Source organism: Ruegeria sp. BG9, from assembly GCF_056538305.1.
The window spans coordinates 94488-118176 of record NZ_JBQFSY010000005.1; the positions used below are offsets into that span (position 1 = coordinate 94488).

The 23689-nt window shown below is 55.2% G+C and carries 19 protein-coding genes; 14 read left to right on the forward strand and 5 right to left on the reverse strand.

Annotated elements, in window-relative coordinates; all coding sequences use genetic code 11:
- The first annotated feature begins 114 nt into the window (after nucleotides 1-114).
- From ACR0I8_RS10025 to ACR0I8_RS10045, 5 genes are all read left to right on the forward strand, one after another.
- A complete protein-coding gene (locus ACR0I8_RS10025) occupies nucleotides 115-1845 on the forward strand; it encodes an ATP-binding protein (protein WP_170377032.1) in 1731 nt (576 codons plus the stop codon).
- The gene (locus ACR0I8_RS10030) at nucleotides 1842-3182 is read left to right on the forward strand and encodes a sigma-54-dependent transcriptional regulator (RefSeq protein ID WP_170690246.1); all 1341 of its coding nucleotides are present in this window, start codon (nucleotides 1842-1844) and stop codon (nucleotides 3180-3182) included. Before ACR0I8_RS10025 ends, ACR0I8_RS10030 begins: the two co-directional genes overlap by 4 nt.
- A 125-nt stretch (nucleotides 3183-3307) precedes the next feature.
- Entirely contained in the window at nucleotides 3308-4318 is a 1011-nt protein-coding gene (gene dctP, locus ACR0I8_RS10035; protein ID WP_170690248.1) for a TRAP transporter substrate-binding protein DctP, read from the forward strand.
- 68 nt (nucleotides 4319-4386) lie between these two features.
- Nucleotides 4387-5019 (forward strand): TRAP transporter small permease, encoded by a 633-nt coding sequence (locus ACR0I8_RS10040; protein WP_170690250.1) that lies wholly within the window; start codon nucleotides 4387-4389, stop codon nucleotides 5017-5019.
- A gap of 11 nt (nucleotides 5020-5030) precedes the next feature.
- A complete protein-coding gene (locus ACR0I8_RS10045) occupies nucleotides 5031-6431 on the forward strand; it encodes a TRAP transporter large permease (protein ID WP_170690252.1) in 1401 nt (466 codons plus the stop codon).
- 341 nt (nucleotides 6432-6772) lie between these two features.
- On the opposite strand, the gene ACR0I8_RS10050 is transcribed toward ACR0I8_RS10045, so the two are convergent.
- From ACR0I8_RS10050 to ACR0I8_RS10065, 4 genes are all read right to left on the reverse strand, one after another.
- Complete coding sequence (locus ACR0I8_RS10050; protein WP_170690253.1) at nucleotides 6773-7474, reverse strand: hypothetical protein; 702 nt, start codon at nucleotides 7472-7474, stop codon at nucleotides 6773-6775.
- Between the two features lie 316 nt (nucleotides 7475-7790).
- The gene (locus ACR0I8_RS10055) at nucleotides 7791-9275 is read right to left on the reverse strand and encodes a BCCT family transporter (protein WP_170690255.1); all 1485 of its coding nucleotides are present in this window, start codon (nucleotides 9273-9275) and stop codon (nucleotides 7791-7793) included.
- Nucleotides 9276-9576: 301 nt separating this feature from the next.
- On the reverse strand, nucleotides 9577-10944 hold the full coding sequence (locus ACR0I8_RS10060; RefSeq protein WP_480703109.1) for a sensor histidine kinase: 1368 nt from the start codon (nucleotides 10942-10944) through the stop codon (nucleotides 9577-9579).
- Nucleotides 10941-11609, reverse strand: coding sequence for a response regulator transcription factor (locus ACR0I8_RS10065; RefSeq protein ID WP_170377045.1), 669 nt, complete (start codon nucleotides 11607-11609; stop codon nucleotides 10941-10943). The genes ACR0I8_RS10060 and ACR0I8_RS10065 overlap by 4 nt, the downstream gene beginning before the upstream one ends.
- 139 nt (nucleotides 11610-11748) lie before the next feature.
- On the opposite strand from ACR0I8_RS10065, the gene ACR0I8_RS10070 reads away from it, so the two are divergent.
- The 5 genes from ACR0I8_RS10070 (at nucleotide 11749) to ACR0I8_RS10090 (ending at nucleotide 17388) form a co-directional block, all read left to right on the forward strand.
- A complete protein-coding gene (locus ACR0I8_RS10070; RefSeq protein ID WP_170690257.1) occupies nucleotides 11749-12837 on the forward strand; it encodes a type 2 periplasmic-binding domain-containing protein in 1089 nt (362 codons plus the stop codon).
- Nucleotides 12838-12916: 79 nt separating this feature from the next.
- Entirely contained in the window at nucleotides 12917-14947 is a 2031-nt protein-coding gene (locus tag ACR0I8_RS10075) for a tripartite tricarboxylate transporter permease (protein ID WP_170659840.1), read from the forward strand.
- 87 nt (nucleotides 14948-15034) lie between these two features.
- Nucleotides 15035-16123, forward strand: coding sequence for a 4-oxalomesaconate tautomerase (locus ACR0I8_RS10080; protein WP_170690258.1), 1089 nt, complete (start codon nucleotides 15035-15037; stop codon nucleotides 16121-16123).
- Between the two features lie 51 nt (nucleotides 16124-16174).
- Complete coding sequence (locus ACR0I8_RS10085; protein WP_170690260.1) at nucleotides 16175-16393, forward strand: hypothetical protein; 219 nt, start codon at nucleotides 16175-16177, stop codon at nucleotides 16391-16393.
- Between the two features lie 14 nt (nucleotides 16394-16407).
- Nucleotides 16408-17388, forward strand: a complete 981-nt coding sequence (locus tag ACR0I8_RS10090) for a D-2-hydroxyacid dehydrogenase family protein (RefSeq protein ID WP_170690261.1) — start codon at nucleotides 16408-16410, stop codon at nucleotides 17386-17388.
- Here ACR0I8_RS10090 and ACR0I8_RS10095 read toward each other — a convergent pair.
- On the reverse strand, nucleotides 17357-18421 hold the full coding sequence (locus ACR0I8_RS10095; protein WP_170639206.1) for an AbrB family transcriptional regulator: 1065 nt from the start codon (nucleotides 18419-18421) through the stop codon (nucleotides 17357-17359). The two genes, ACR0I8_RS10090 and ACR0I8_RS10095, sit on opposite strands and share 32 nt — an antisense overlap.
- Nucleotides 18422-18499: 78 nt before the next feature.
- On the opposite strand from ACR0I8_RS10095, the gene ACR0I8_RS10100 reads away from it, so the two are divergent.
- From ACR0I8_RS10100 to nhaC, 4 genes are all read left to right on the forward strand, one after another.
- Nucleotides 18500-19171 carry a GntR family transcriptional regulator gene (locus ACR0I8_RS10100; RefSeq protein WP_170690263.1) on the forward strand — a complete coding sequence of 224 codons (672 nt, stop codon included), beginning with the start codon at nucleotides 18500-18502 and terminating at the stop codon, nucleotides 19169-19171.
- Nucleotides 19172-19191: 20 nt separating this feature from the next.
- Nucleotides 19192-20586, forward strand: coding sequence for an FAD-dependent tricarballylate dehydrogenase TcuA (gene tcuA / locus ACR0I8_RS10105; protein WP_170690265.1), 1395 nt, complete (start codon nucleotides 19192-19194; stop codon nucleotides 20584-20586).
- Nucleotides 20576-21655: a tricarballylate utilization 4Fe-4S protein TcuB gene (gene tcuB, locus ACR0I8_RS10110; RefSeq protein WP_170690267.1), complete on the forward strand. Its 1080-nt coding sequence runs from the start codon at nucleotides 20576-20578 to the stop codon at nucleotides 21653-21655. Before tcuA ends, tcuB begins: the two co-directional genes overlap by 11 nt.
- Nucleotides 21656-22176: 521 nt before the next feature.
- Nucleotides 22177-23649, forward strand: coding sequence for a Na+/H+ antiporter NhaC (gene nhaC / locus ACR0I8_RS10115; protein ID WP_170690269.1), 1473 nt, complete (start codon nucleotides 22177-22179; stop codon nucleotides 23647-23649).
- Nucleotides 23650-23689: the final 40 nt, after the last annotated feature.

Genomic DNA, 23689 nt, shown 5'->3' on the forward strand with positions numbered 1-23689 from the left:
AAACCATTCGGTTACTCTTGCTGGGCCTGAACATCCAAATGTCGGATTAGAACTCTTGGGATGGACGGCCCAATCCTACTGTGATCCTATGCCGTCGCAGTTCATGGGCATTCAATGCGGTCAACTTCGTACATCGTAGGAATCTTGGTAGCCATTGTAGCCAGCATTGGTCTTTATTTGGTTTCCTACCAGTATTTCGTTTCGGAGGAGCTTTCGAAAGCTCAGGGCCGACTCTCTCTCTACCAAAGTTCGGTGAACAGCGAACTCGAACGATTTTCCCACCTCACATATGTGCTGTCACAGGATTCCTATGTAATTGGAACCGCCGAAGGCGATGGCACCGGAACATTAAACCGACGCCTTGAGGATTTTGCCGAACAGGCAGGTCTGGATGCGATCTACTTGATGGACGAAGACGGGATCACGATTTCCGCATCGAACTACCGCGAAATAGGGAGCTTTGTTGGCCAGAACTACGCTTTCCGCCCGTACTTCCAAAGCGCCATTTCTGGTGAACAGGGCCGCTTCTACGCCATCGGGGCGACGACCGGTCTGCCAGGATACTTCATCGCCAATGCAGTGCTTAACGACCGAGGAGCTTCAACTGGTGTCATAGCGATTAAGATCGATTTCTCTGATCTCCAGAACAGTTGGAAAAACTCGGGTGAACAAGTTTTCTTGGCCAATGAAGACGGCGTCGTTCTGCTGTCTTCGAACGCGGATTGGCAATATCGCGCGTTGACGCCATTGTCGGAACCACAGCGAGAGCGAATTCGAGATGCCAGGCAGTTTCCGGGGCGAGACTTAGATGCGTTGGATTGGGTTGAGTTGCCGGGAGACCAGGCCAGAATTGCGGGGACGAAGCGCCTGCATCTTGCAGCTAAGGATCTACCTCATGGCTGGTCGCTTCACTACTTTGCGAGTGACGATCAGGCCGTGGCGCGCAGTTGGCTTGTAACTGCAATTTTTGTCCTCTTGGCGGGGCTTACATTTATCTTCTTCCAGATACAACGCGCGAGACGCGTAAGCGCGGCCTTGGCGCGGTCCGAAGAAGAAGAAGCAAAACTGCGCGAGGCGAATGAAAGGCTTGCAATCGAAATCGACGACCGCAAGACAGCCGAGAGGAGCCTCAAACGAACCCAGAGCGAGTTGGAGCGCGCAAGCCGATTGGCGGCTCTCGGGCAACTCTCCGCGTCTGTCACGCATGAGCTGGGCCAGCCCATCGCTGCGATGCGCAATCACTTGGTGGCAGCAGAGATCTCATCTTCCGGTGAGACCAAGCTACCGCAAAAAATCGGAAGTTTGGTCGACAGGATGGAAGGGATCACACGCCAATTGCGGTTTTTTGCACGGTCTGAGAGTGAGACGTTCGACGACGTGGACTTATGCACTTCGGTTAATACCGCCTTGGCTCTGGTTGCGCTAAACATCGAGCAGGGCGGGGTGAAAATCTCAGTTGATGCGCCGACTAGTCCGGTCTTCATCCGGGGTAGTGCCCTGCGGATCGAACAGGTCATCACCAATCTGTTGCGCAATGCCATAGACGCTACGGATGGTGCGGATGCGCCTGAAATCCAAATCGCTGTCACGGCTTCTGATGGTGTGGCAGTGTTGGAAATTCAGGACAACGGTCACGGATTGGGCGAGGCAACGCTGGCTGAGTTGCAAGAGCCATTTGTAACCACAAAAGAGAGCGGGCGAGGCATGGGCTTAGGACTGGCGATTTCCACCAGCATTGTCAAAGATCACGATGGCACAATGACGGCCCGAAACCGCGATGGCGGAGGAACAATTTTCCGCGTCACCTTCCCGATGGCCTCAGATACTGAAGAAACGGACGAATGACCCAACAGCAAGCCTTCAAAGTTCTGGTCGTTGATGATGACAAATCGATGCGACAATCTCTTGTCGAGTTGCTTGAAGCTGCTGACTGGACTGTTAACGCCCTATCGCGCGCGACCCAGGTGAGGGAGTCTCTAGTCAGCGCGTCGCCCGATGTCATTCTGTCCGACGTGCGTATGCCCGGCATGACGGGGCTTGAATTGCTGGCCAGTCTAGACAAGCATGTGGCGCCTCCGGTGGTGTTGATTTCGGCACATGGTGACATCCCAATGGCGGTTCAGGCCATACAGGAAGGCGCGTACGGGTTTATCGAAAAGCCATATGAACCTAGGCGATTGTTGACGGTGTTGAGGCACGCGGCTGAACAAAACCGCATGCGGAAAAGCAATGCCCGCCTTAAAGACAGACTATTCAAACTGTCAGGCCTTGACCGTATCCTTCTGGGCCAAACAGACGTCATTACTGACTTGCGACAAGACGTACTTGATCTTGCCGATACATCGGTTGCGGTTTTGTTGCAGGGGGATACCGGCACCGGGAAAGAGCTGGTTGCCCATGCTTTGCATGATTTGGGCCGCTCGCCGGAGGCACCGTTTCTGGCGCTGAATTGCGCCGCCTTGTCGGCCGATACGTTTGAAGCGGAAATGTTCGGCGTCGCGGGTGAATCCGACGGAAGGCTGGTGGCGGCATCGGGCGGGACCTTGTTTCTGGATGAAATCTGCTCGTGCCCACCAGCGGCGCAGGCCAAGCTACTAAGGGTCATCGAAGATCAGCAGGTCCTGCCGGTGGGGGCTGTGTCGCCGGTGCCGGTACGTTTCAGGGTCGTGTCAGCAACCAACGAAGACGTTGTACTGGCCGCCGAGGAAGGCCGCCTGCGTCAGGACCTATTGTTTCGACTAAATACTGTCGTCCTGACTTTACCTCCGCTACGGCAGAGACGGGATGATCTGGTTCTGCTGGCGACTCATTTCTTGAGCGAATACGCGCAGGTTTATGAGTTTGACGCGCCAGAGCTTGATCAGGACGATTTGGCCGCTCTGCTTGCGCATGACTGGCCCGGTAATGTGCGTGAATTGCGCCATATCTGCGAACGGCGTATTTTGGCGGCCCGACGCGGAGGAGGGTCGATGGCGCAGGCTATACACAGCGATCAACACTTTGACGAAGTACCGGATACGCTGCGCGAAGCGGTTGCTGCTTTTGAGCGCGAGCTCATTGGCAAAGCCATCAAGGCACATAAAGGCCGCATGGATGCCGCCGCCGAAGCGCTAGGGATTGGCCGCCGGACGCTTAATGAAAAGATCGTCAAACTAGGTCTCGATAAAGAGGCGCTGTTGTAAGCGAAACCACTCTGCGGATATCCGCAGGGGAACAGTGATTTCTCGCGCGTTTTCCTTCATAGGCAGGCTGCTGCGCATTCTGAATACTCCACCCAAGCGAATTGCGTGATCTGGGAGGAGCCATTATGCGCAAACATCTTAACCGGGCGGCTATTGCGGCCCTGTCACTGACCGTTGCATCCGAAGCACTGGCTGTCGAATGGAACGTTTCCCTGTGGGGCAAGCGCCGTGCCTTTACCGAACACGTCGAGAAACTTGCCGAATTGGTGAGCGAAAAGACGGGCGGAGAGTTCACACTCAACATCAGCTATGGCGGCCTGTCGAAGAACAAAGAAAACCTCGATGGGATTTCGATTGGTGCGTTTGAAATGGCGCAGTTCTGTGCTGGTTATCACCGCGACAAAAACCCCTCGATCACCGTCTTGGAACTGCCGTTTCTGGGCGTGACATCCCTTGAACAAGAAGTCGATCTGTCGATGGCCGTTTATCAACATCCGGCCGTTGTGGAGGATCTGGCCCGCTGGGACGCGACTTTGCTGATGCCGTCGCCGCTGCCACAGTACAACCTTGTAGGTGTCGGTGAAGCGCCGAAATCTCTAACCGATTTTGAAGGTCTGAGCGTAAGGGCGACCGGCGGCATCGGTAAAGCGATGGAGACGGTTGGGGCGGTTCCGACATCAATGTCTGCATCCGAAGTGCGGCAGGCAATGGACAGCGGCATCGTTAAGGCTGTCAGCTTTGCGCCACACGCGCATGTGTCCTTCGGCACCATTGAAAATGGCACGTGGTGGACGACGAACCTAAACCCCGGCACCGTCAACTGCCCTGTCGTGGTTAACACGCTGGCGCTGGAAGATCTATCTGACGAACACCGCAACGCTCTGCTGGGGTCGGTGGAAGAGGCACTGGATCACTACGTGAGCCACTACCAGACCAAAACGATGGAAGCGTGGGGCCCAGAGTTGGATCAACGCGGCATCGAACGGGTTACTTTCAGCGATGAAGAAATCGCAGCGTTCAAAGAAGCCGCTGCCGCCCCCGCGGCAGAGGCCTGGATTGCAGAAAACACCGAGCGTGGCCTGCCAGCACAAGAGCTTTATGACCTTGTGACTGGCAAGATCGCAAACGGCAGCTAATCCACTCACAACCCGGCGCTGGCCAAGCTGGCGCCGGGTGCCTTTTTCCCCGACAGCGGAGTACAACGATGGCCGGGTCATCCCAGGTGCTGTCTGACGACAGCCGTCTCAGCATTCTCGATCAACGTCTCTATAAACTGGAGAGCTTTCTGGCTCTGATCAGCGGTCTTGCAGTGTTCTCGCTGATGGTTATGGCCGTGGTCTCCGTTGGTGGCCGGAATTTCGCCAACGCGCCGCTTCCCGGTTACGTGGACTGGATCGAGCAGGCCATGCCGTTGATCGCCTTCATGGGGATTTCTTATGCGCAGCGTGATGGCGGTCATATCCGAATGGACATGGTTGTTGGAGCGCTCAGAGGCCGGACGCTCTATATCGTTGAGTTCATCACGACCGCTGTCATTCTGGCGCTGATCGTCTTGCTGATCTGGGGGAGCTGGGCGCATTTCGCACGCAGCTTTGACTTTGGTGCTCCACTCTGGAGCCGCGACAGCTCCATCGACATTGGTATCCCGCTGTGGCCTGCCAAGCTGTTGGCCCCTGTCGCCTTCAGCGTGCTTTGCCTGAGGCTTGTTCTGCAACTCTGGGCCTACGGTCGTGCGATCCGGCACCCCGATCAGGCACCAATTGCCGTCCCGTTGATAGCCGATGCAGCCACTCAAGCTGCAATGGAAGCCGAGCACGTCTCGGGCCACGACAACTGAGGTTAAATCTGATGGAACCTATTGATATTGGTCTGATCGTATCGGGCGGTATGCTTGTTCTTGTGGTGTTGGGGATGCGCGTGGCCTTCGCCGCCGCTACAGCTGGCATGGTTGGTCTGATCTGGATCTTCTGGGCCAAGTTTGGGTATGACCCAGCGCGGTTCGGTAAGGCTGTGACTGTGGCCGTCAAAACAGCGGGGCAGGTGCCGCACTCCAAAATTTCAAGCCAGGCGTTGAGCCTTATCCCGACGTTCATTCTGATTGGCTACCTCGCTTACTATGCGGGGCTAACCAAAGCCTTGTTCGAAGCCGCAAAGCGTTGGCTGGCGTGGGTCCCCGGCGGTCTGGCGGTTTCGACCGTTTTTGCAACCGCTGGGTTTGCGGCGGTATCCGGGGCCTCGGTCGCCACTTCCGCTGTGTTCGCCCGTATCGCCATCCCCGAGATGCTGAAGATCGGCTACGACAAGCGTTTCGCTGCAGGTGTCGTCGCTGCAGGCGGTACACTTGCCTCGCTCATCCCGCCTTCGGCCATTCTGGTCATTTACGCGATTATCGTTGAACAGGACGTGGGCAAACTGCTGTTGGCCGGATTCATCCCTGGCATGTTCTCGGCTGTGATTTATGGCTTGCTGATCATCGGCATGGCCGTCGTGATCAAAGGATTTGGTCCCGCAGTGACCGGATTTACTTGGAAAGAACGTTTCCTCTCGTTGCCGCCCGCACTGCCCATCGTGATTGTCGTCGTCACCATCATTTTCTTTGTCTACAACCCCTTCGGCGGCGATGCCTGGGGTACGCCAACCGAAGGCGGCGCAATTGGAGCATTTGTCGTGTTCCTGATGGCGCTGTATCGGGGCATGCGATGGGCCGAACTCAAAGACGCGCTTTTAGAAACCGCCAAGCTGAGCGTCATGATTTTCACGATCATCTGGGGCGTTTTGGTTTACGTTCGGTTTCTTGGTTTTGCCGAATTACCAAGTGCATTCTCCGACTGGATCACCTCGCTAGAAATGTCTCCGATGCTGATCCTGATCTGTATTCTTCTGGCTTACGCAGTGCTGGGTATGTTCATGGATGCGATTGGGATGCTGCTGCTGACGCTGCCGGTCGTGTACCCTGCTGTCATGGCTCTGAACGGTGGTGAGGCAGTAAGTGCAGCCGAGAGCACCTTCGGCATGTCCGGGCCCATGTGTGCCATTTGGTTTGGAATTCTGGTTGTCAAAATGGCCGAGTTTTGCCTGATCACCCCGCCTATCGGGCTGAATTGCTTTGTAGTTGCTGGCGTGCGTGATGACCTAAGCGTTCAGGATGTCTTCAAAGGTGTAACGCCTTTCTTTCTGGCGGACGCTGCGACCATCGCAATGCTCGTTGCTTTCCCTACAATCGTTCTATGGCTTCCAGGACAGGTTTGAGCCACATGGGATGATTTGGGAGCGCGGTTTGCCGGTGCGGCCATGGCCTGCATCAATCAGCTGCGTCTCAGAATACATGACAATTGTTCAATGTCCGGTTTGGGACGTCCTTGCTGGGACCGTTAGCGACATGGTCGGTCTATGTTGCGGTTGACCAAATGACGGCTTCGAGCCCAAAGCCGTCACCGTTGGGCAGGGGATGCACCTACTATCTTGATTGCAGCAGCTATCGAAAATAACGTTGAGTTAGCCCTAGAGTTTGTGGATCCGTTGGCAAAAGGCCGAAAATCAACGAGCGCCTCAACCTTATGGCACCCCCCAATACATCCAGTGTCCTTGGATCAGTATCGGGTGACCTCGACTGCGACCGCAGCAAACACGACACCAATCAACAGAGCTTTTGTATTCACTGCCGAAAGGCTGGGTAGTTTAACCCGAAGAGACAGGGCAATTATCACACCTCCTGTTAACCCAGTCGCAATTGAATAGATCATGCTACTTTTGTCTGCGTTGAGACCGATCAATATGCCGACTGCAAGCGACGCGACAAAGTATGCGCGTAGCCATCCAGACATGTGTCCGGGGTGGGTCTTGTAGAGAAAGATATTCACCCCAAACAAATGCAATGAATAGGCCAACGTTCCAACAGCGTACAGCTCAGGTGAAGTTCCCGTCGTTTGCATGACGGTAACGGCAAGCAAGCAGTTATAGGTTCCAAGTGCCACTGTGTCCAAGCCAAGCGACAACCTGTTATCGGCCCTCGTGTCGCGACTGGCTTCCAGCAAGTAGTAAATGAGAAATCCGAGCAGCGAGTAACCGAAAAGCGAGTTTTCCCATTTGCCGCTTGCAGCTAAATTGGCTGACAATTCACCAATTTTTGGCAGTAAGAAAAGGAAAGCATAGCCAAGTCCGATCCCCGATGAAAAATCAGAGAGCCAGCCTGCTAGGGCGGGGAATCTCTGGTAAAAAGACACGCAGAAGACGTGAACAGTTCCGATGACTGCAATCGATGTTATCGCGAGGTATGTCGGCGCGTCGAACACGGCTAAGTTCCAATGAACACATTAAACGTCGATGAGACACTTGTTCGGATCAAAAGCACAACCCAGAAAATCGAAAGAGTGCGATGGCCGCTTCGTCCGCACTGCCGCCATTGAGCTAGCTAAGAAAGCCTCAACAATCGACATAGTGCTCTAAATGTCTGCTAAGAGGCCCAAACAGTCAGTTCCTTAGAGCATCGGCTCAACACTAATGTCGCTTCAGACATAAATGTCTAAACGCGATGAAGCGCGAGCCAGATCAAAAAACCAATGTACACAAAAACAGATACGTTCAAAACCGTATCGACGATCGAACCCGTCATTTGGTGGCCTCCTTTGAGAGCGACTTGAGGAGACAGACCACAAGAATTGGTACGATGAACACAAACGCAATGGCCGAGAGTGCGATAATGGATCTGACAAGTGAAACATCGTTTACAAGGATCATGGCTAGCCCTAGTGCGCCGAGCACCACTCCCCAGACGGTTCGAACGCTCGGCGAGGGGTTTTCGTCTCCGCCTGTTCCAATCATTGCAAGTGTGAAGCCTGCGCTCACAACGCTCGTTACAACAAAGAGGAAAGCGGCCGTGATCGTTGCGATCTGCGTGATAAACTTCAATGGAAACTGTTGCAGGAGCGCGAATGTCGTCGCATCAAGGCTCTTTTCGTTGACCTCAAGAAGATGACCACTGCCATCCAAAACATCAAAAAAACCTACACCGCCGAGCACTCCAAACCAGAAAATCGAAAAAAGAGTGGGCGCAATTATGACCCCTGCCAGAAACTCGCGTATTGTGCGCCCGCGCGAAATGCGTGCAATGAAAATGCCGACAAATGGAGACCACGCAAGCCACCAGATCATGTAGTTCAGCGTCCAGTCTTGAAACCAGGTGGAAATGCTCTGATCAAAAAATTCTGTTGTCGAAAAACCGGCAGGTATGACGTTGTAAACATAACGTCCAAAACCCGAGACGATCGAATTCATCACAAAAGACGTGGGACCGGCGACAAGTAGAAAAACCAAAAGACTGATCGCGATCGCCATGGCCAAATTTGACAGTTTTGACATTCCTTCTCCCAGATCACGTCTCAGAGGAATAAGGAAAGCAACGCACATGGCGGCAAAAATAATTGCTGTCAGATAAGGAGAATTTGGAATTCCAAGAACTCCTGCCAGTCCTGTTTGAATTTGAAACACACCCATGGCCAACGAACCCGCTAGGCCAACGGCTATGGCGACGACGGATAAGAAATCGAACAGCCAAGCCAATCCGCGGGTCCAAGTTTTCTCGCCGTACACGTCCAGCAACGGAGCGCTTAGCAGCAACGAGCGCTCACGTCGAAACGCAAAATAGGCAACTATCAGTGCTACGACACCGTAGATGGCCCAGGCGTGGAACCCCCAGTTCAAATAGGTGACGAACATGGCGAGCCTTGCGGCTTCTGGATCGGAAGAAAAATCGCGTATTACCGAAAAGTGGGTGAGCGGCTCTGATACGCCAAAAAACAGTAGGCCTACACCCATACCTGCGGCGAAAAGCATTGCAATCCAAGCTGTAGTCGAAAACTCGGGCTCTGAACCTTCCGGTCCAATTCGGATAGAGCCGTACTTGGAAACTGCGAGATAAATTGCCAGCAACAAAAGTGCGCTAGCTTCGAGCATAATGAACCAGCCTCGGCTTTCGAACTGGATTGTGACAATTCTTGAGGAGACGGAACCCAAGCCGTGCGGGTCGACAACACCCCATAATGCAATACAGCTGCTGACGAAGAGAGCCGAAATCAAAAGCGCATTAACTTTCATAAACTACCCAATCGAAGAAGAATGGCTTCGCTCAATCGTATCAGCGATTATCCAGCTCTAATAGCTGGAAACTTTTCTTTCCGGATTGGAACAGATAGCCGTTTTGTCCCGCCTTACAGTCGTTCGATTCGTATAGACCAGCCAATTCCATCAGATGCCTAGTTTGAGCTCAAGGGCGACACAGGCATAGATGTTGAGCGCCGCGCTCGTCGCTCAGGGCGAAAATCTGACTTTCGCTGCAATCGCAAATATGCGTTTTGATTTTGACTGGTTTCGGGTTTCGAGCGGAATTGGAAACAGCTTACAGGGCTATGGGGAGCTTAAGGGTAATGCTCGCGCCTCTTTCGACTTGGTTGATTTCGACCATTCCTCCGTGGCGCTGCGCCACTGCCGAGACGATTGACAACCCCAATCCGCTGCCCTCGGAATACTCTATCTGGGAAAACCTGCCGAATGCTGCTTCGCTTTGGTCGGGCGACAGGCCAGCACCATCATCGGCCACCGTTAGCTTGACGTATTTGCCGTCACTCCGCAGCACAACTGAGATTTGGCTCAACTTTGAGCCACCGTGTTTGACTGCGTTGTCCAACAGGTTCTTTAGAGCCTCAATCAGAAAGATACGGTCGCCGAATACCGTGACTGCTGTCTCATGCATTGTGACATCAAACTCGATACCCTTTGCGAGGATGTGAACGCCCATCTCCGCGCAGGCCTCTTCCACGACCGAGCGGAAGTCAATTTTATCCATTTGGTCTTGGTGCGTCGGCTGCCTAAGCCTCTCAAGTGACAACAGCTGTTCAGCAACTGTTGCTGAGTTTTTTGCTGCCGCAACAAGTTCTGAGATGCGTTTTTCTCGGTCGTCATCCGTTTTTGCGTCCTGCAGCGCTTCGGCCATCGATTGCACGGCGGCCGCTGGATTCCGCAGCTGATGTGCAGCTTCGGAAATAAACACTTGATGGGCGTTGATACTGTTTTCCACCTGTCCAAAAAGCCGGTTCAAGGTTCTGACAACACCTTGCACTTCGATCGGGACGGGGCGCTTGATCTCACTGAGGTCATCTGGTGAACGCAAGTCAATAGCGTCCTGCAAATCCAACAAGGGCCTCAGACCACGCGCGACTCCGAACCATACCACAATTGCGAGAGTGGCCAGCAGAATTCCCATAAGAATTCCTGCGCGGATTGACAGTTCATTCGCGAAAGCGTTGCGATCCGCCGTACGTTGCCAAACCGTAACTGTCGCATCTCCGATTAGATTTTCTATGGTCACGCGTTCCGTCATCTTGAGAACGCGAACTGGTTCTTGGCGGTAGAGCGCTTCGAAAAACTGCGGCTTGTACACCTCTTGAGCAGACGGGTTGGTGGCTGCCGGCGGATAGGCATAACCAGTCACATAGATGCCGCCGGGGCCCGTTACGTGGTAAAAAATCTCTCCGCCCGACGCGTCCCGGATCATGCTGCGTGTCGTTGGTGACAGCGCGTCACCCCCCGAAATCGCAACATCTCGCGATATTGCGAGGCCAGCAGATAGCAGGCTGTCGTCGAACAATTCCTGAGCCGTTTTCTGCGCAATCATAAAACGCCAAAGACCAAGCAGAGCGGCAATTAGCACCAAGGGGGTTAGGATAAGAATGAAAAGTCTTAACCTGAGCGAGCCGTGATTGATCACTTCTGCACCTCAAGCAGATATCCCAGACCACGAGCTGTCTTAATTCTAATACCGAGATCTTGAAGACGTTTTCTCAGCCGAGACACATGAGGCTCAACGGCCGAGGCCTCGACATCGGCACCCACGCCATAGACGTAATCTGTAAGTTGGCTTTTGGGAACAATTCTACCCCTGCGCTCTAACAGGCATTCAAGCACCGCGATTTCCCGCCGCGGAATATCCATAACTTCGCCCTGCACACTCACCTGACGGGCAGCGCGGTCGAATTCCATACCACCAATGCTCTCCTTTGCGCCGTAGTCGAGATCTTTGCGTCGAGAAAGCGCCCGGATGCGTGCTTCCAACTCGTCCATCTCGAACGGCTTAACCAGGTAATCATCGGCGCCCATATCCAACCCCGAAACCCGGTCGCTTGTTTCGGCACGTGCCGTAAGCAAGATCACTGGTACGCCGTCACCACGATTGCGAAGAGATTTCAGGATCTCCAGTCCTGACTGCCCGGGCAAATTGATATCCAGAACAACCAAGTCGGCACCCTCTTGCGCAAGATACAAGTTAGCCTCGTCGCCATCCGTAAGCACTTCTGCCGCATGACCGCGGTCACGCAGACGATAAGCAACAGCGTTGGCGAGGGTCTCGTTGTCTTCTACGATGACGATCCGCATCGAGTCTCCTGCAAGTTTCGCGCAAGGTTGGCGCTCCATGATTGCCAGATGGGAGGGGGAATCAACCCCACAGTTCTATTTGCGATCACGGTGGCGCAGAGGGCGCTAGCGTGGTTGTCTGGTCAACAGGGAGGAACCAATGACCATTTCCAACTTCACCCGTCGCGCCGTCGTGGGGCTGATCGCCGCCGCCGGTATCGCCGCACCTGCCGCTGCCGAGGTTGATTTCTCGGGCAAGACAGTTGAATGGGTTATCCCGTTCTCGGAAACAGGCGGGTCTGCCAAATGGGCCAACTTCTTTGCGCCGCTTCTTTCCGAAGCACTGCCAGGTCAGCCGACTGTTGTTGTGAAATTCATGCCCGGTGCCGGATCGACCAAAGGCGCAAACTGGTTCCAAGAGCAGAGCCATGATGACGGAACGCTGCTGTTTGGCACCTCCGGTTCAACTCAATTCCCCTATCTGCTGAGCGATCCACGCGTGCGCTATGAATACAACGACTGGATCCCGGTTATGGCGTCGGGCACTGGTGGTGTTGCCTATCTGAACGCCGAGGATGGCGCCAAGTTTGATGGCTCCGCTAATGCGCTGAAAGACACCAACTTCATCTACGGTTCGCAGGGCGCGACACGTCTTGACCTTGTGCCGCTGCTGGCGTGGCAAATGCTGGGTATGAATGTCGAGCCTGTCTTTGGCATCAAAGGCCGTGGCGATGGTCGTCTGATGTTCGAGCGCGGCGAAGCCAACATCGATTATCAGACCTCGTCCGGTTACCTGGGTGGTTCGGCCCCGCTGGTTGAATCCGGTCAGGCTGTGCCGATGATGACCTGGGGTGCTCTGGATGCAGATGGCAATATCGTCCGTGACCCGACCTTCCCGGACATCCCGACGTTCAAGGAAGTTTGCGAAGCCACCGATGGCTGTGAAACCAGCGGTGAGGCGTGGGATGCGTGGAAAGCGTTCTTTGTAGCCGGTTTCCCGGTGCAGAAGCTAGCCTTCCTGCCGGGCGATACACCTCAGGAAGTGGTCGACGCATACACCACCGCATTCCAGGCAGTAACCGAGCGCGGCGACTTTGCCGAAATCTCCTCGAAGCGCGTGGGCAAGTATCCGGTGTTCGTCGGTGACGGCTCTAAGGCGGCGCTGCAAACCGCGACAAATGTCGACGACAACGCCAAAGCTTACGTTTTGAACTGGCTCAAAGAAGCCTATGGTGTCGAGCTGAACTAAGCCCAGACACCACCGCGCGTGCCCCAATGTCGGGCGCGCGCTTTTCCAAACACAAGACAGTTTATGAAAGGCGGCCGCTATGGAGGTTTTCGCCACAGCTCTTCCTGCGCTCAGTGATGCGTGGGGTCTGATCCTGCAACCTATTGTTCTGGGTTATCTTATTCTCGGTGTCGTCATGGGACTGGCCGTAGGTGTTTTCCCTGGGCTTGGCGGTATTGCTGGTCTGTCCTTGCTGCTGCCTTTTATGTTCGGCATGGACCCTATCCTCGGGTTGGCGTTGATGATCGGGATGGTTGCCGTTGTTCCGACCTCTGACACCTTTGCGTCGGTTCTTATGGGCATCCCCGGCAGTTCCGCCTCACAGGCGACGGTGCTGGATGGCTTCCCGATGGCGAAAAAGGGCGAGGCCGCGCGGGCATTGTCAGCGGCCTTTGCGTCATCGCTGTTTGGCGGTTTGGTCGGCGCGACTTTTCTGACCATGTTCATCCTGATCGCGCGGCCAATCGTTCTGGCATTCGGCCTGCCCGAGATGCTGATGATCACTATACTTGGTCTTTCCATGGTCGCCATTCTCGCCGGACGTATCCCGCTAAAAGGCGTTGCCGCCGCTGGGCTGGGCCTGATGGTTGGCACGATTGGCGAGGCGGATGCAGGCGGCTCACTTCGTATGGCCACTTATGACATTCCTTACCTGACCGACGGTCTGAAATTGGTCATCGTCGGCTTGGGTATCTTTGCGGTGCCGGAAATCGTCTCGCTGCTGCGTCAAGACCGATCCATTGCAAAGGGCGCTTCGCTGGGAGCGGGTTGGTTTGATGGCGTCAAAGACTGGGCTGCGAACATTTGGCTGTCGGTCCGCTGTTCAATTATTGGCGTGGTTGTCGGTGTCATTCCCGGCCTTGGGGGTTCGGTTGTTGACTGGATCGCTTATGGCCACTCTGTTCAATCGACCAAAGACAAAAGCAACTTCGGCAAGGGCGAAGTGCGTGGCGTCATCGGACCGGAAAGCTCGAACAACGCCAAGGAGGGCGGGGGGCTGGTCCCGACGCTGCTGTTTGGCATCCCCGGTTCGGGTTCGATGGCGATCTTTATCGGCGCAGTTGCGCTGTTGGGATCCGGCGATATCGAGGTTGGTCCGAGCATGCTCAAGGATAATCTCGACATCACCTATTCGATTGTCTGGTTGTTGGCACTTGCCAACGTGGTGGGCACCATCCTGTGTATCGCTGCCTCGGGTGGCATCGCCAAACTAACGACGATCCGCTTCACCTATCTGGCGCCGTTTCTGTTCATGCTGATCAGCTTTGCGGCATTCCAATCCGGTCAGAATTTCGAAGACCTTCTGGCCCTGTTTGTCATCGGCCTGATCGGCATCTTCCTGCGCCGTTTCGACTGGTCACGCCCGGCCTTCCTGATTGGATTCGTGTTGTCCAACCCGGTTGAGAAGTTCACCAACCAGGCGTTCCAGATTGCCTCTTTCCGCTTCCGCAAAAGCTTTGGCGAAGGAATGGAGTACGTCTTCAGCCCAATCGTCATCGTCCTGATCGTGGTCACCGTGGTTTCGGTTATACTTGGCATTCGTCAAGCCAAGATGATCATGGCCGAGGGTGAGGTTAAATCCGGCAGCAAGCGCGCGCCGCTGATCTTCCTGCTGGTGATCATGGCCTATCTGATCGTGGCGTTGATCAATGCCAACATGATCCCTGACTACAACATGACTGACAAGATCATCCCGCTTGTGATCGGTAGCGTGTCGCTGTTCTGCTGCGTCATCCTGCTAATCCAGATGATGCGGCGGCCCGAGGGTGACGCGATCTTTGCTGACAAGGAACTCGCCGGTGAGGATGCAAGCGCGCCGCACGGACTTTGGTCAACGCTCGCGTGGTTTGCAGGTCTGATCGCGGCCACTTGGGTTGTTGGGTTCATCCTCGCCCTGATCGGGTTCCTGATCGCATTCTTCCGCATTCGCGCCGGGTCCAGCTGGCAGATGACGCTGCTCCTAACGGCCTGCGGCATCGGTTTCATGTGCTTCATGGCTGGCGCTTTGAACCGGGATTTCCCGCCGGGTCTGCTGCAAGACATGGTGAACCTGCCATGGCCGCTCAAGTAGGCGCTCAATGTCTGCCCGGCCTGCCTATCTGGCAACCGGGCAGCACTGAAATCAGAAATTTCAACGGTTTGTAAAGGAGGGTTCGCAATGACCCAGACAGCAATCCCATATGTTTTCATGCGCGGCGGTACTTCCCGAGGGCCTTATTTTCGACGCTCTGATCTGCCTGAAGATAGGGATAAGTTGGCTGATGTGCTGGTTGCTGCCCTTGGGGCTGGGCAAGCGCTCAATATCGACGGGATCGGTGGCGGCAACGCGGTGACGACCAAAGTGGCGATGCTGTCTGCCAGCGAGGACGACTGGGCCGATATCGACTACTTCTTCGCGCAAGTTTCTGTTGAAGAAAAGCTGGTCGATTTCAAACCCACCTGCGGAAACATTCTCTCAGGAGTTGGTCCAGCTGCGATCGAAATGGGATTGTTTCAGCCCAAGGGCGATGAGACCGAAATCCGCATTCGCGCCGTCAATACAGGCGCCCGCGTCGTTGCCAATGTGCAGACCCCAGGAGGTGAGTTGGTCTATGAGGGTGACGCGGAAATCGCCGGAGTTCCCGGCCATTCTGCACCGGTGAAACTGAGTTTCATGGGCGTTGTGGGCTCAGCAACAGGTGCATTTCTGCCAACTGGAAATTTGCGCGATACAGTACAGGGGATCGAGCTGACGTGCATGGATGTCGCTATGCCGATGGCGATAGCCCGAGCAGAGGATTTTGGGCTGACAGGATATGAAAGCGCCGAAGAGCTGGATGCCAACCGTGCTTTCTTTGATCGGATGGAGGCCGTGCGGATCGAAGCCGGGGAACTGATGGGTATGGGGGACGTATCGAAATCGGTAACTCCCAAATTCGGCCTGATGGCACCCGCCAGAGAGGGTGGAACCCTTGCGGTTCGGTACTTCATGCCATGGAAAACCCACCCAACAATGGCCGTTACGGGTGCGCAGTGCATGGCGTCTTGCGCTTTGACGCCCGGAACCGTCGCAGACGGGTTGCTTGATCGCCCGGATTCAAGCCCGGCTGACGTTGTGTTGGAGCACGCCTCAGGCAAGATCGACGTTCTGGTGGACTTCTCAAACGACGAGGAGTTCAACGTGAATGCCGCCGGTCTGGTGAGAACAGCGCGCAAATTGGCGGATGGGCATGTTTATGTACCGGAATCTGTGTGGAACAGCAGTTGAAAAGGCGGATCTCAAAAGGTATACTATGGTATACATAAAGGGGATGTTCCGATGGATGACTATTCCGAATGCCTTGGTATCGCGCGTCAGGAACTCAGGCTTGCGCAGTCGGTTCTGCGGAGGGACATCGCGGACTACCCGACGCCGATTGCCGGATGTGATGAGCAATTCAACCATTTGCTGGATCAACGCGAACGTGTTCGCAACGCGTTAGAAGCGCTCGACACACGTCATTTTGTGCCGACGCCAAGAAAACTGAGCACCGAATAGGGTATTGAAAACCGATGAAAGTTCACATTCTGGATGATTGGTTTGATACACTGCAGGGCCTGCCCTGTTTTGAAAAGCTATCTCGCCATGACGTAAAGGTCTGGACAGACCATGTCGAAGATACCAGCGAATTGGCTGAACGCTTGCAGGAGGCTGAGGCACTGGTGTTGTTTCGAGAACGTACCAAGGTCACCCGCGAATTGGTTCAAAAACTCCCAAACCTGAAATTGATCAGTCAACGCAGCGTATACCCGCATGTCGATGTGTCGGCATGTTCGGATAGCGGAGTGCTGCTGTGTTCGAACATGCACGGCGGCACACCCTCATATGCCGCAGCTGAACTGACATGGGCGCTGATCATGGCTGGGATGCGCGATTTGCCTGCGCAGATGGCCTCGGTCAAAGCCGGGCATTGGCAGGCCGGGGTTGGCAAGACCCTGAGGGGGCGGCAGCTGGGGCTCTATGGATATGGTCGCATCGCCCGTGCCGTTGCCGGCTATGCCGAGGCTTTCGGCATGAATGTGGTCTGGTGGTCCTCGGACGAAGGCCGGGCACGGGCGCAGGCAGACGGCGTGCAGGTCGCAGCAAGCCGCGAAGCGTTCTTTGCCAATAGTGATGTTGTGTCTGTCCATGTTCGTCTGAAGCCAAACACAAACGGCATCATCACAGCGTCAGATTTCTCGCAGATGCAACCGCGAGCGTTGTTTGTGAACACCTCCCGGGCCGGGCTGATCGCTCCGGGTGCTTTGTTGTACGCGCTGAACGCCGGTCGCCCGGGCAAGGCCGCCATTGATGTCTTCGATACAGAGCCACTCACCGACCCGAATGACCCGTTGCTATCGCACCCAAACCTGATCGCGACCCCGCATATCGGCTTTGTGACCGAGGACGAATTCGACCTGCAATTCGCAGACATTTTCGATCAGGTGAACGCCTATGCTGAAGGCGCTCCCATTCACATGATCAACCCCGAGGTTTGGACCAGCGCAGGATAAGATTTGCCGCTATGGGCGCACCGATGATCACCAGCACGATCCTTGTCAGATGGTGCGTGATCACAAAGCCCAGATCCGCGCCCGAAACGATAGCTAGCACTGTCATCTCAGCCTGTCCGCCGGGGGCAAAGGCCAAGAAAGCCTCGACCGGTTGACCGAAGCCCAACGTGGTGACAACAGCAGTGAAGGCGGCCGCGAGGATCGCAAGGACAATGACATAGGCGAAGCCTGCTGCAACCACCCGGCGGAGTTCGACCCAAGTGACGCCCACGAACTTCACGCCTATCCCGCAACCGATGAAGAACTGCGCTGCAAGGATGGCCTCGCGCGGTGGTCGGGTGTGAATGAAATCCCCTAGTGACAAGGCTGCTGTCAGGATCATAGGGCCGAGGATGGATGCCCCGAATAGGCCAATCCGCTCACCGCCTTTCCAGCCTATAAGGGCGGCCAGCACCATCAGCGCCAGCTCATGTATTGGGAGCTCGCGCGCAGGCTCTCCGATCGGATTGGTGAGTTGGGCATCGTAAAACACCGTTAGAAACAGCGGGGCCAGAGTAACGATAATGAGCACGCGCGTACCGTGGATCAAAGACAGCGTTCGTGGATTGGCGCCTGCTTCGGCTCCAAAGATGATCATGTCCTGCAATCCGCCCGGCATGGCGGCGTAGAAGGCGGTCGTGGTGTCAAACCCCCAGATCTTGCGAAAGAAGGGCACGCCCACCAGTGCGATCAGCAGGATGAAGAACGGGACCAGTGCAATAGACGCGGCCATTTTCGGCAGCTCGGCGAAAAGGGCAGGGGTAATCGAAGCCCCAACTGCAACGCCGAGTATGGTGCGCGCTGCAACCGAGACCTGACCAAAACCTTCCATAGGGGCATGCGCCAGGGCAGCGATCAGACACGCGCTCATCGGGCCGAAAAGAAAGGGCAGCGGCAGGTTCAACGACCAAAATACTCCGGTGCCCAGTAGTGCAAGGACCAGTGTTACGGCCCGCTTTGTCAGGAGAGAAGGTGTTTTGTTTTGGGCAGGCAAGGCGCGGCTTCCGACTATATTGACTCGCTGTGTATCCAAATGTATACAACTGGACGCAAGAAGACAAGAGAGCGTTCGATGACCATTCAAGACGACCCCTTACAGCCTGGTCCACAAGGCAATTCAGCGTATCAACGCCTGCTGGATGAGATTCGGGATGGCACACTTCTGCCTGGCGAACGCCTGCGGGAGATTGAGCTGTCGGAACGACTAGGCGTCAGCCGTACTCCCGTGCGCGAGGCTATCCGGCAGTTAGAGGCCGACGGGCTAGTCACTCATGTGCCCCGGCAGGGCGCAACCGTCCGCAGCCTTGATTACGCCGAAGTAATGGAACTCTATGAAATGCGCGCGGTGCTCGAGGGAACTGCCGCCCGTCTAGCTGCTCGTGCTGCGTCGGATGTCGAGTTAGACGAGCTGAGCGTTTTGAATGATCGCTTGGCTGAGTCTGGCACCGGTTCGGAAGCGGCTCGGATCAACCGGATTTTCCACGCCACACTTTTGGACGCAGCAAAGAACCGGTTTCTTGCCAAGTCTATGTTGTCTTTGCAAAAAGCGCTGTTGATCCTTGGGCCGTCGCAATTGCTGGACGGTGATCGGGCCGAGACGGCAGTGGCAGAGCATAAGCGCGTCATGGCTGCCTTAAAGGCCCGCGATGGCGCAGCGGCTGAAACAGAAATGCGTGCGCATATTCAGGCCGCACAACGGATGCGTATTCGGGCGTTGCAAGAGCGCGACCGGACAACCGACTAAAATCAATAGGTAGACAGGTTATGGCCACCCAAAAGGAAGCTTATGATATCGCTGTGATCGGCGGTGGGAACGCAGCCCTTTGCGCCGCGATGACCGCTGCCGAGGCAGGCGCCCGTGTTCTGATCCTCGAGACGGCGCCAAAACCCTATCGTGGTGGTAACTCCCGCCATACTCGCAATTTTCGTTGTATGCATGGCGCTCCTCTCGGCCCGCTGATCGAAGAATACAGTGAAGATGAGTATCTTGAAGATCTGCTCAAGGTCACTGGCGGCAAAACCGACGAACATCTTGCTCGCCTCGCGATCCGAACCTCCGAGGAATGCCTGCCATGGATGGAAGAACACGGGGTGCGGTTCCAACCCTCTCTGTCCGGGACATTGTCGCTGGCGCGGACCAACGCCTTTTTTATGGGGGGCGGGAAGTCTCTGGTAAACGCCTATTACCGAACTGCTGCTGGTTTGGGTGTCGATGTTCTGTACGAAGCTTCTGTCACGCATCTGGAGTTGAAAGGTGATCGGATCGAGTGGGTCGACTACACCTATGAAGGCCAGTCTCATCGCATCACGCCCAAGGCGGTCATCGTTGCCTCGGGTGGGTTTCAGGCCGACACCGATTGGCTGACCCGTGCATGGGGTGAACCTGCCAAGAATTTCTTGATCCGGGGCACACCCTATAACCGTGGCGTGGTTCTGTCTGATTTGCTGGATCAGGGTGTGGACAGCGTCGGCGATCCGACCCAGTGCCACGCCGTCGCAATTGACGGGCGCGCGCCGAAGTTTGACGGCGGTATCGTCACCCGCCTGGACTGCGTGCCGTTTTCAATTGTCGTGAACAAGAATGCCGAGCGGTTTTATGACGAGGGCGAAGACGTATGGCCCAAGCGCTATGCGATCTGGGGGCGTCTTGTTGCGGCCCAGCCGGATCAAGTTGGCTATGTGATCATCGATGCGAAGTCGCTGAACCTGTTTATGCCCTCGGTCTTTCCACCGCTAAAGGCGGACACCTTGGAAGAACTGGCCGGAATGATGGATCTGCCTGCCGACAAGTTGAAAGCAACCGTTGCTGAATTCAACGAAGCATGCGGTGATACCGGTGGATTTCATCCGACCGAGTTGGACGGTGTCACGACCTCGGGTCTGACGCCGCCCAAGACGAACTGGGCTCGTCCGATCACCGAGCCGCCCTTTTATGGCTACTCGCTGCGCACCGGCGTGACCTTCACCTATCTGGGTCTGAAGGTCGACGACACAGCGCAGTGCTCGACGTCCAGCGGCAAGATCAAAAACCTTTGGGCCGCTGGCGAAACCATGGCCGGGTCGATCTTGGGGCAAGGTTACTTGGCCGGGTTCGGCATGACTATCGGAACCGTTTTTGGACGCATCGCAGGACGTGAGGCCGCCGCTTATGCAAACTGAACTAATTCAAGAAGCCCGCCGTCAGGCCGAGATTTGCAATGCCTGCCGGTATTGCGAGGGCTACTGCTCAGTCTTTCCATCCCTGCATGCAGAACGCGCGTTTTCCGATGGAGACATCACGCAACTCGCCAACCTCTGCCACAACTGCAGAGGCTGCTACTATGCCTGTCAGTACACAGCTCCGCACGAGTTTGACCTGAACCTGCCGAAAGCTCTGGCCGAAGTGCGGCGGGACAGCTGGGAAAGCTTCGCCTGGCCGCAGCCTCTGGCGCGCCGGTTTCACACTCACGGCGGGGCTATTGCCTTGGCACTGGTAATTGGATTTGCCCTGTTGTTCTGGGCAATTCGCGCCATTGGATCAAGCGGAGGAGAGGGGTTCTATGCTGTCCTGTCCCACAATGCGATGGTCGCAATCTTTGCGCCGGCATTCCTGTTGCCGCTCTTCAGCGTGGCTATCAGCCTAAGGCGCTATTGGGCGGAAGTTGGCGGCAAACCACTCCAAATGTCTGACTTGATGGCTGCCTTCAAGCGTGCCGGCAAGATGCAGGATCTGGCTGCCGGGCATGGTGAGGGATGTAACTTTGAAGATGAAGATCGGTTCAGCCAGGGGCGCCGTCACATTCACCACGCTATCATGTATGGTTTCCTGCTGTGCTTTGCGTCGACCTCGGTGGCGACGGTTATGCACTACGGGTTCGGGTTACACGCGCCTTACGGGTTCTGGTCCCTGCCAAAACTCTTCGGCGTTTCCGGAGGTATCCTGCTGACAGTGGGATGCGGAGCTATGGTTCTGCTCAAGCAAAAATCTGATCGAGAGCTTGGCGACCGGTCTGCTTGGGGTGGTGACATCGGTTTCATACTGTTGCTCGGATTTGTCGGCCTGAGCGGGCTAGTCCTTTATGCCCTTGGTTCAACGTCTCTGATGCCTGCGTTGCTTGCCATCCACCTTGGATCGGTTCTGACGTTCTTCCTGCTAATGCCCTACACCAAGATGGCTCATGGCTTCTATCGGCTCGCGGCTTTGATCAGGGACGCGCAGCGGAAGAGAGAAATGTCAGTTGCTTCCTAGTAAATAACCAAAGCTAAGGGAGCAGAAGACGTCGCAATTCAAGCGAATTTGGATGCCAAATTAGGCTTCGTTCCATTGCTGAAAGTGGCGGTCAACGTCCGGGAATGGGGCGTTTGCTGAGATTGACAGCATCGGCATGAAATGCAGCTTTTTCCGCAGAACGCGTTTCCAACTGTCGTAGATTTTCGCATTGCTGTGAACGGCAGGTTCGACGAGCCGTGTCGCAGCATCGTTTGCCGACGGTCAATTACTGGTATGGGCCTTGACCAACACAACCACTCAAACTTGAGCAAAATTTGTAGGTGCTCCAATAGAGGAGGTAAGATGGCTCAAACGCAGGCGATTTGTTTGGCGTGATCGCAATGGTCAGTCTTCAGTTCATTCGAAGACGCTGAAATCCGCCGCCCGAATGTCGCAAATTCTAACAAGATGTACGCTCTGACCGACAGCCTCACATCGCCAAACTTGGTTTCTTCCGCAGATCAACAAGGTTCTGAACCAATCTGAAGGAGGAGACCCATATGCCTGGGAATGAAGATAACATACGGCAGCCCGGCTTGCTGCTGGCGCTCGCGCCAATAGTGCTGACCCTGTGTGTGCTTGGGTTGCAACTATTCTATTTCGGTGACTTTACCCCGCATATCCCGTTGGCATTCGGGATCGCGATCACCGGCATTGTTGGCCTCATGTTGGGTCACAAATGGCCCAGTATCGAAGAGGGCGTTTTCCACGTTATCAATATCTCACTGCCTTCCGTTTCGATTCTGATCACAGTGGGAATGATCATCGGCGTGTGGATCGCAAGCGGAACTGTGCCAACGCTGATCTACTATGGTCTCAAGATTTTGTCGCCTGAACTTTTCCTCGCCGCTGGAATGGTCCTTTGCTCCATTGTCTCCGTTTCGTTGGGCACTTCGTGGGGAACGACAGGAACTGTCGGTTTAGCGCTGATGGGGATCGGTGCGGGGTTCGGAATTCCAATGTATTGGACAGCGGGAGCAGTCGTCTCCGGAGCATTCTTTGGAGACAAGATCTCACCTCTATCGGACACGACGAACTTGGCACCAGCCGTGACAGGAACCAATCTGTTCGATCACATTCGGAATATGCTTCCAACCACCGTTCCTTCGATGCTGATTGCGCTGGTGATTTATTTTGTCGTTGGCTTCACTATGATCGACACGTCCGAGGTATCGTTTGACCGCATTCATGCAATCACGACGGCACTGGATGACGCGTTCTGGATTTCGCCGATCATGCTGTTTCCAGCCGTTCTGGTCATTGTGCTGGCAGTCATGAAACAACCTCCGATCCCGTCACTGTTTGCAGGCGCCGTTGCGGGCGGCATCATGGCTATCTTCTGTCAGGGAGCTGGATTGCATGAGACGTTCACCTTTGCCAATAGCGGCTATTCGATCGATACTGGGGTTCCGGAGATCGATCCCCTGCTGAACCGCGGAGGTATTCAGTCGATGATGTGGACGATTTCACTGGTGCTGCTGGCTTTGGGGTTTGGTGGAGCGCTTGAACGCGTCGGTTGCCTTCAGGCGATCATCAAAGTTGTCATCTCGAAGGTGAAAACGTTTGCCGGCATTCAAACCTCGGCCATCCTAACATCTGTGGCGACCAACACCGTTGCAGGTGACCCCTATCTGTCAATTGCACTGCCTGGACGGATGTATGCACCGGTCTATCGCGCGATGGGCTATTCCCCACTGAACCTGTCCCGGGCGGTCGAGGAAGGCGGAACACTGGTGTCCCCTCTAATCCCGTGGAATGCAGGTGGTGCGTTTGTCATCACGGCGCTTGGTTTGGGTATCGCAGACGGCAACTTCGAAAACCTGTTGTATATTCCGCTTGCATTCGCTTGCTGGCTGTCACCGGTCATCGGTATCTTCTATGCCATGACAGGGCTTTTTTCGCCTAAAGCAAGCGAAAAAGAAGTCCGCTCCTGGGAGGAAAGCGGCGAACCTGTTGCACAGATGAGTGCGTAATCTTTCTGCACCAACACCAAAGGAGGTGTTGGTGCCCTTC

Coding starts and splice junctions, on each gene's coding strand:
- ACR0I8_RS10080 (WP_170690258.1), top strand. CDS start 15,035: ATGACCCAGACAGCAATCCCATATGTTTTCATGCGCGGCGGTACTTCC.
- ACR0I8_RS10100 (WP_170690263.1), top strand. CDS start 18,500: ATGACCATTCAAGACGACCCCTTACAGCCTGGTCCACAAGGCAATTCA.
- tcuB (WP_170690267.1), top strand. CDS start 20,576: ATGCAAACTGAACTAATTCAAGAAGCCCGCCGTCAGGCCGAGATTTGC.
- ACR0I8_RS10070 (WP_170690257.1), top strand. CDS start 11,749: ATGACCATTTCCAACTTCACCCGTCGCGCCGTCGTGGGGCTGATCGCC.
- tcuA (WP_170690265.1), top strand. CDS start 19,192: ATGGCCACCCAAAAGGAAGCTTATGATATCGCTGTGATCGGCGGTGGG.
- ACR0I8_RS10025 (WP_170377032.1), top strand. CDS start 115: ATGCGGTCAACTTCGTACATCGTAGGAATCTTGGTAGCCATTGTAGCC.
- ACR0I8_RS10030 (WP_170690246.1), top strand. CDS start 1,842: ATGACCCAACAGCAAGCCTTCAAAGTTCTGGTCGTTGATGATGACAAA.
- ACR0I8_RS10090 (WP_170690261.1), top strand. CDS start 16,408: ATGAAAGTTCACATTCTGGATGATTGGTTTGATACACTGCAGGGCCTG.
- ACR0I8_RS10040 (WP_170690250.1), top strand. CDS start 4,387: ATGGCCGGGTCATCCCAGGTGCTGTCTGACGACAGCCGTCTCAGCATT.
- dctP (WP_170690248.1), top strand. CDS start 3,308: ATGCGCAAACATCTTAACCGGGCGGCTATTGCGGCCCTGTCACTGACC.
- ACR0I8_RS10085 (WP_170690260.1), top strand. CDS start 16,175: ATGGATGACTATTCCGAATGCCTTGGTATCGCGCGTCAGGAACTCAGG.
- ACR0I8_RS10065 (WP_170377045.1), bottom strand. CDS start 11,609: ATGCGGATCGTCATCGTAGAAGACAACGAGACCCTCGCCAACGCTGTT.
- ACR0I8_RS10055 (WP_170690255.1), bottom strand. CDS start 9,275: ATGAAAGTTAATGCGCTTTTGATTTCGGCTCTCTTCGTCAGCAGCTGT.
- ACR0I8_RS10045 (WP_170690252.1), top strand. CDS start 5,031: ATGGAACCTATTGATATTGGTCTGATCGTATCGGGCGGTATGCTTGTT.
- nhaC (WP_170690269.1), top strand. CDS start 22,177: ATGCCTGGGAATGAAGATAACATACGGCAGCCCGGCTTGCTGCTGGCG.
- ACR0I8_RS10075 (WP_170659840.1), top strand. CDS start 12,917: ATGGAGGTTTTCGCCACAGCTCTTCCTGCGCTCAGTGATGCGTGGGGT.